Raw genomic sequence first — 7,468 nt, 5'->3', positions numbered from 1 at the left:
TTGGCTCAAATAAGAACCTCAATTCTATTTCAAATTAAAAGGATTTTCAATTTTTATGTATCCTTAAAACTGCTATATTTAAAGCTTAATTGAGCAGTTTAATCAGTTTTTAGACAAACTGCCGTTAGCGGTTATTTTGCATCCTACACGAAAAGAACCATGACAGATAAAAAATTTAAATTAAAGGCAAATGAATTTGTTGATTTAGTTCCACAAATGGGCGGTTGTTTTGCGACAGACAAAATCACCGTTGAAGGAATGAAAGTTGGTTATATGTATCGTGAAGAATCAGAGGAAGAAACGGACAGTGGTTGGCGATTTTTCTCAGGTACAGAAGACCAAGATTATGTGGACGATCCAAATAATACAATGTTTTATAATGTCAACACAATTGCAAATTACGATAGAACGATAATTCAATATTTAAACTTTCCAATTGGAACTGAACTCGAAAGAGTTGGAGAAAGTGACAAATTTCAAATTGTAAAAGAATAACAATGGCATTTCCAGTAGACTTAAAATATATCATTGAAACTGAGCAAAAATTAGGAATTGTTTTTCCTAACAGATTCAAAGAAAAAATGATGCAAGAGAATGGTGGAGAATTAAAGACAGAAGACGATGACTGGCAAGTATTCCCATTTTTTGATAAATCAGACAAAAAGAGAATTAGTAGGACTTGTAATCATATTATTCTAGAAACTAATCAAGCGAAAGAATGGAATAACTTTCCAACTAATGGAATTGCAATTGCTTCAAATGGATGTGGAGACTTATTGTTACTCTTACCGACAGAAGGGAATGAAAAAACTTTAAGTGATGAAATTTACCTGTGGTTGCACGAGACTGGAGAAGTAAAAAAAATAGCAAATACAATTGAAGAATTAAATGAAAATTAAAAAACAACCGCTAACAAAAGTAACCGTTGCGCATCCACATAAAATTAGATGATTACATTATAAAAGCCTTAAAAGTTTGTCTCTTGGCAAGCTTTTAAGGCTTTGTTTTTTGCTTTTAGTTAGTGAAAAAGTAAAATTATTGAGGTTTTAAAACAGATCTACAGCTTTAAAAGGAAATACCTTGGATTTGAACAGAAAGGCAATGGAATTTGGAAGGTCTATTACAGAAATGTATTTTTAGGATAGGTTAACGAAATAAATTAAGATCAAAAGAATCATCAGCAAGAATAAAGACTAATTTCGTGTAAAGTCCAATTTTTAACTCGTGTAAAGGATGTGGCTTAACGAACATACGAAGAACTCATGTCGATACATTATAGTTAATTTGAATAAATACATTAAAAATAATTTATATCAAGAATGGTTATTTTGACATGAGAACACTGACATTTGTTTAATAAAAGAATTAGAATACAACGATAAAACAACGAATGCCATTGCATTCTAATAATTTTTATTCAATAGTATAAACGCCAGTACAATATTAAAATAAAGTAAAGACTATGTTTATTATATCACTGACATACAAAGACAAACTTGAAAAAATTGACAGAGAACTAGAAAATCATGTTCAATTTTTAAAAGATCAATATGCATTAGGAAATTTTATAGCATCTGGAAGAAAAGTCCCAAGAACAGGAGGAATAATATTGTCTCAAGTGAAAGATAGAAACGAACTTGAAAACATCGTTCATAATGACCCTTTTTATAAGAATAATTTGGCTGATTATGATATAACTGAATTCATTCCAACTATGACAAGTGATGAATTAAAGTGTATGATTGAGAAATAATAAAGTAAGACCACACAACAAAAGTAAGCGTTGCGCATCCCCATAAAATAAGATGAATACATTATAAAAGCTTTAAATCCTTGTTGATTGGCGAATAGACCTGACAGGTTTTCAAAACCTGTCAGGTCTGAAACCACCACATCAGTATTTTTCAAATTTATTTAATGTCTCCACCAAGGCAACTAATAAACGCAACAAGCGCTACGGATCTCTTTTCGAACGTCCATTTAAGAGAAAGCTGATTGATGATGAAGATTATTTATAACAATTGGTCTTGTATATTCACAATAATCCTGTTCATCATGGTTTTTGTTCTCATCCAATAGAATATGGCTGGAGTTCTTGTTTGACCTATGTGAGTCCTAAACCAACAAAACTGAAGCGTAGTGAAACAATAGAATGGTTGGGAATCGATTAATTGTATAGGAAAGGAACAAACAGAATTAAGCTGTGGTAGGAGTGCCACAGCTTTTTTATAATCTCTCGTATTTATGTAGACTTATTCTATTTTATGTTCGCTGCTAGTTTTGCCTCTTTTGATTTTATTGTTTGCTATTTGTTTTTCATAAATTTGATAGTCCAGATATTCAACTTGCGTGTTATAACACTTATATGGAGGTATAAACACAATAGGATGAATGAATAATGGTAAAATAAACGCAATTGGTTGTGTTTATATACAAGTTGTAGCGCATATTACCAAACCCACAGCATATAGGATAGAAAATGAAAGTTGAATTAATACCAGTAATAGAAATAGGATATCATAATCAAGGGATTGAGAGCCCTGACTTTTCACCTTATTGGGAGTATCCCGATGATTGGCAAACCTATTCAGATAAATGCTATTCAAAAGCTGGATTTACGGATAAATTTATTCCATATTCTAAAGGTTCTGGATTTTATCGACCTAAAGACATTACAGATAGTAATTTGATTAAGGTAGTTGAAGACCACATAGGTACCTTTAAAGATGGAGAGACTGAAGAGAATGATTTGTGTCCATTGTTCGGTGGATATGTTCTGAAAATTGAGAATCAAGATGTGTTGTTTCCTCAATGCTGTTCTGATTTGGGGGATTGGATTTATTGGCATTCAATCGTCAAGGATAAAAAATCTGTTTATTACAATGGACATCCAGCTCCGATTGTGGAATTTGATTCCAATAGTGTAACATTTTATTGCAAAGATGATGACGAAGACTTTGTCCCAACGACAAATGAAAGGATTGTAGTTGATTTAAAGGCTCTTGAAATTGCATATGACAGATTGATTGTAGAGTTAAAAGAGTTTGCGACTAGAATATCAGGATTATCAAATAAATTTAGCTTTAAAGTGGTCAATGATTTGATTGAAAATATTTTGATATTTAGGAATCTAGAATTGGACATAAAAACACTTGAAGAATAAAATACGACGCTACAACAATGTATAAAAAAAATAAGTGGATCAGTGGTTTACGGAACATTTACACATTTAATCAGCTCCGCCAAATCTGCGATTTGACGGTTTGTTTTAAAGAGGTAAATTTGTGTCTAATCGCAAATTTGGCTCAGTGCAAATTGACAGGTAAGAGCTTCGAAATCACTTACGTTTCTTATACTTAACGTTAGCGTTCATACAAAAAGACCAACCTTCAATCATAAAACCTGAAGAATGAAAATAAAAAATATTGAAATTAAGAACTTCCGTTTACTAGAAGATATTACAAGTAGCTTAGAAGAGGATATTACTTTAATTGTTGGTAAGAATAATACTGGTAAGACTTCATTTTTTGAAGCAATTAAGATTGCTACTTCTTTGGATGGACGATTTCAATTTGAAGATTTTTCTCAGGCAACTTATAATGATTTCAAATCGATTTATAAGACATATAAAAAGCTTTATGAAGATGGGATTTCTGAGGAAGAGCAAGACACGTTGGAAAAACAAATAGTACTAGATGTACCCAAAATTCAAATATGCTTTGAAATTGAATATGATAAGACTACTGATTCTCTGATTGAACTAGGTGAATTTATAACAGATTTAGATGACGCAAGGAATGATGCAATAATTTGTATTTCTTATGAACCCTATGATACTCTAAGAATGCTTCAAGCTTTTACAAATAGAGAAGACAAGGATTTAAGTCTAATTGGGTACTTACATGAAAACATAAACATTTTTTATAAAATTAAGTGTTATGCTTTAGATAAGCTGTCTGACTATAAAAGAGAGATTGAAGATAGCTTTAGGAAAGCAATTGAAAAAGTTGTCTTTTTTGAAAGCATACAAGCTATGCGTATACTTGATGATACAAAAGGTGATTCCAATAATGCTCTATCAGAAGGGTTTTCTAAATATTATAAAGAAAGAGATAAAAAAAGTAATGATGTTGTTGAATTAGAGGATGCATTAAAAGGTGTTTCTAAGGAACTAAAAGAAAAATATAATAAAGTCCTTGAAGGAATACTTGATAAACTAAAATTATTTGGTGCAACAACACCAATTAATGTTCCTGATATCACTATTGATTCCAATTTTGATTCTGAAAAAGTAATTAAAAACAATATTCAATATTTATATAGACAATCAGAAATTGATTTGCCTGAAAGCTATAATGGACTTGGATATAGTAACTTGATTTACATGATTCTAGAATTGGCTAGTTTTATTGAAAGGTTTAAGAACTCTAAAGAGGAGAAGCTGTCAAACTTTCTTGTAGTGTTAATAGAAGAACCAGAAGCACATATGCATCCGCAAATGCAGCAGGTGTTTATAAGTCAGATTGCTGAATTAATAAAACAAGCGAAACTTGAGAGTAATTTATATATTCAAGTTATCATAACGACCCATTCCTCACATATTTTATCTGAAGCAGGAATCGATTTAGAAAAAGGATTTAACAGGATTAGGTATTTCAATAAATGTGTAATAGAAAACCCTGATAAATCCAAACGAATTAAAATTGTTAATCAAGACTTTAATGAATTAAAAATTAAGGACGATAAAAGGACATTTAGATTTTTAAAGCAATACTTGACTCTTCACAAATCGGATTTATTTTTTGCAGATAAAGTAATATTAGTAGAAGGTGTTACTGAAAGAATGTTATTGCCGCAAATGATTAAAAAATCTGCAAAAGAATTGGGTAGTGAATATTTATCGGTACTTGAAGTTGGAGGAGCCTATGCTCATAGTTTCAAAGAGCTTTTAGAATTTATAGGGGTTCGAACGTTAATTATTACCGACATTGATTCAGCTCATAAAATTGAAAAAGAAGGAAAAGAAGGAAAAGAAAAAACAGAAAAATGTCCAGTTTCAGAAGGTGAGTTTACAACAAATGAAACCTTAAAGCAATGGCTTCCAAAACTTGAAAAAATATCAGATTTAGCTCAGTGTGATTTTGAGAACAAGGAACATGATAATATTAGAGTAGCTTATCAAACAGAAGAAAACGATTTTTGTGGTCGAAGTTTTGAAGACGCTTTTATTAATGCAAATAAAGACCTACTGCTTTCTGAACATACAGACGAAGAAGGCAATGTTATTCTTATTAAATCACTCTTTACATATCTGAAAAATAAAGATTTGAACGATGAGATACCTGCTCCTTCAGATTCGAAAGTCAAGACAAATTTCACATTTGATATAATGTGTTATGATGAAGGTATTTATGGAGAATGGAATGTGCCAAGTTACATTTCTCAAGGTCTAATTTGGTTAGCTAAAAATGTTTAATTATGTCTGCATTTGAAAATATATCGAAGCTAATTGATGACAAACATAGTTTTGTACTTGAAGCTGGTGCTGGTTCAGGTAAGACTTACACTTTAATTCAATCGATTAACTATATTCTTAATGAAAAAGAAGCCGAGCTAAAGTTAAATAACCAGCATATTGTTTGTATTACTTATACTAATGTAGCAAAGAATGAGGTAATTGAAAGGCTAGAGAATAACCCCTTAGTACTCGTGTCTACTATTCATGAGTTTCTTTGGGATTGTATCAAGAGGTTTAATAAGCAACTTATTATTGAACTCGATGTGTTAAACGAGGTAATGTGTAAAGAAAAACCAGAAAAGTTTGAATCTGGATTGAAAGAAAGAATAAGTTCTGTTACTTATGATGATAGTGGTTTTCGAGATTTTGAAAAAGGAAAGCTTCATCATGATGATGTTATTTCTTTATCTCTCCAAATGTTTAAAAATTACACTTCTCTTACACAAATTCTAGGTCAGAAATACCCGTATATATTAATTGATGAATATCAAGATACTGCAGAAGAGACAATAAGTGCACTAATTGATTTTTTGCTTAAAAGGAATGTAAACGATGTATTATTAGGTTTTTATGGTGATTCCTATCAGAAAATATATGATGAAGGAGTTGGTTCTTTACAGAGTTACGTTGATTCTGGCGACCTCTCATTAATTACCAAAGATGAGAATTATCGTTCTTCCCAAAATGTCATTAAACTCCTTAACAATATTAGAGATAATATTACCCAAATTACGCCTGAAGGTATTGAAAGTCCTTTGGGTAGTGTGAAGTTCATTAACACCACTCATCCACAAAAAGAGAAAAAAGAGAAAGTGAAAGATTACGAAGCTCGAGTCCAACCAAAAAAGGAGCAAGTGTATACAAATTTAGTTGGAGAACTGGAAAGAGATGGGTGGGACTTTGGAGAAAACGGAAAGGATAAGATATTGATAATTGTAAATAGTAAGGTAGCGCAACAAGCTGGTTTCGGAAATTTATATAAAGTTTATAGTAAAAGATATTTTGACCCAAAAGAGTCCTTACTAAAAAGAGAAAATCAATTTGCATCTTTTTTTATGGGCAGCATGGATAAGAAAACTTCTAAAGAACGTGAAACAGGTATTGAGCACCTATCTGAATTCTGGAAGAATAAGGATTACAACAATGTAATTCGTTTTCTAAAACGCAACGGTAATTTTAGTTTAAAAATACATACTGATAAAACAAAAACAGCAAAAATATTAGACGAATTAAATGAATTACGAAAGGCTGGTACAATTAAAGATGTATTCGAGTTTTGTACTTCAAATGCCCTTAACTTGTTATCACAAAGTTTATCAAATTTTCTAAAAAGAATAAGTCTCAATATCGATGAAATTGAAGATGAGGAGTTGAAAAAAAGAATTCAAAAGGATAAAGATTTCTATGAGCAATTGATGGCTGTAAATTATAAGGAGTTTATATACGCATTCAAGCACATTCAAGATCAAACAGCCTATTCAACTAAACATGGAACTAAAGGTGAAGAGTACAGAAATGTTCTTGTTGTGATTGATGATACAAGTTGGAAACAGAAATACAATTTCCAAAATTTCTTTAGTAGTTCTGAAGAAAAAGAAGATAGGGAATTAAGGACAAAAAACTTGTTTTATGTTTCTTGTTCAAGAGCTGTTGAGAACCTAGTAGTACTTGCCTTATCTGAAATGAATGATGTTTCTATGGGGGTGTTAGGAAGCTGGTTTAATAATGAAAATGTTGAGATAAAATAAAGTACGAAACGCTAACAATGGCTCATACGCAATATGTCTGCCGCAGGCGCAACACAGGCACACTGCGCATAGCCTAGCCGTCAGACTGTCTAAAAACCTTGATAAGTTGTTGATAAGTAAGCATGCTTGTATTTGATAGATTTTCAGCACTTTGTTATCTTATAGTATGAGATTTATACAAGGACAAGACAGAACACAAACT

At 31.3% G+C, this 7,468-nt stretch carries 6 protein-coding genes; all 6 read left to right on the top strand.

What is annotated here, in order from left to right; translation table 11 throughout:
• The first annotated feature begins 159 nt into the window (after nucleotides 1-159).
• The 6 genes from GCQ56_RS20025 to GCQ56_RS20000 all read left to right on the top strand — a co-directional run bounded on the left by GCQ56_RS20025 (nucleotide 160) and on the right by GCQ56_RS20000 (nucleotide 7,266).
• Entirely contained in the window at nucleotides 160-495 is a 336-nt protein-coding gene (locus tag GCQ56_RS20025) for a DUF2185 domain-containing protein (RefSeq protein ID WP_152736323.1), read from the top strand.
• Nucleotides 496-497: 2 nt separating this feature from the next.
• Entirely contained in the window at nucleotides 498-899 is a 402-nt protein-coding gene (locus tag GCQ56_RS20020) for an SMI1/KNR4 family protein (RefSeq protein WP_152736322.1), read from the top strand.
• A 563-nt stretch (nucleotides 900-1,462) separates the two neighbouring features.
• Nucleotides 1,463-1,753, top strand: coding sequence for a YciI family protein (locus tag GCQ56_RS20015; RefSeq protein ID WP_152736321.1), 291 nt, complete (start codon nucleotides 1,463-1,465; stop codon nucleotides 1,751-1,753).
• A gap of 726 nt (nucleotides 1,754-2,479) precedes the next feature.
• Nucleotides 2,480-3,163 carry a hypothetical protein gene (locus tag GCQ56_RS20010; RefSeq protein WP_152736320.1) on the top strand — a complete coding sequence of 228 codons (684 nt, stop codon included), beginning with the start codon at nucleotides 2,480-2,482 and terminating at the stop codon, nucleotides 3,161-3,163.
• A 246-nt stretch (nucleotides 3,164-3,409) separates the two neighbouring features.
• The gene (locus tag GCQ56_RS20005) at nucleotides 3,410-5,476 is read left to right on the top strand and encodes an ATP-dependent endonuclease (protein WP_152736319.1); all 2,067 of its coding nucleotides are present in this window, start codon (nucleotides 3,410-3,412) and stop codon (nucleotides 5,474-5,476) included.
• Between the two features lie 2 nt (nucleotides 5,477-5,478).
• Nucleotides 5,479-7,266, top strand: a complete 1,788-nt coding sequence (locus tag GCQ56_RS20000) for a UvrD-helicase domain-containing protein (RefSeq protein ID WP_152736318.1) — start codon at nucleotides 5,479-5,481, stop codon at nucleotides 7,264-7,266.
• Nucleotides 7,267-7,468 lie beyond the last annotated feature (202 nt).

The sequence above is a fragment of the Marinifilum sp. N1E240 genome, assembly GCF_009295825.1.
Classification (GTDB): domain Bacteria; phylum Bacteroidota; class Bacteroidia; order Bacteroidales; family Marinifilaceae; genus Marinifilum_A; species Marinifilum_A sediminis.
The sequence above is the reverse complement of the archived record's forward strand: the minus strand, read 5'-3'. Positions and strand labels throughout refer to the sequence as shown.

What these genes read in the sequence shown, in the direction of transcription:
- GCQ56_RS20025 (WP_152736323.1), top strand. Translation starts at nt 160, where the DNA reads ATGACAGATAAAAAATTTAAATTAAAGGCAAATGAATTTGTTGATTTA.
- GCQ56_RS20020 (WP_152736322.1), top strand. Translation starts at nt 498, where the DNA reads ATGGCATTTCCAGTAGACTTAAAATATATCATTGAAACTGAGCAAAAA.
- GCQ56_RS20015 (WP_152736321.1), top strand. Translation starts at nt 1,463, where the DNA reads ATGTTTATTATATCACTGACATACAAAGACAAACTTGAAAAAATTGAC.
- GCQ56_RS20010 (WP_152736320.1), top strand. Translation starts at nt 2,480, where the DNA reads ATGAAAGTTGAATTAATACCAGTAATAGAAATAGGATATCATAATCAA.
- GCQ56_RS20005 (WP_152736319.1), top strand. Translation starts at nt 3,410, where the DNA reads ATGAAAATAAAAAATATTGAAATTAAGAACTTCCGTTTACTAGAAGAT.
- GCQ56_RS20000 (WP_152736318.1), top strand. Translation starts at nt 5,479, where the DNA reads ATGTCTGCATTTGAAAATATATCGAAGCTAATTGATGACAAACATAGT.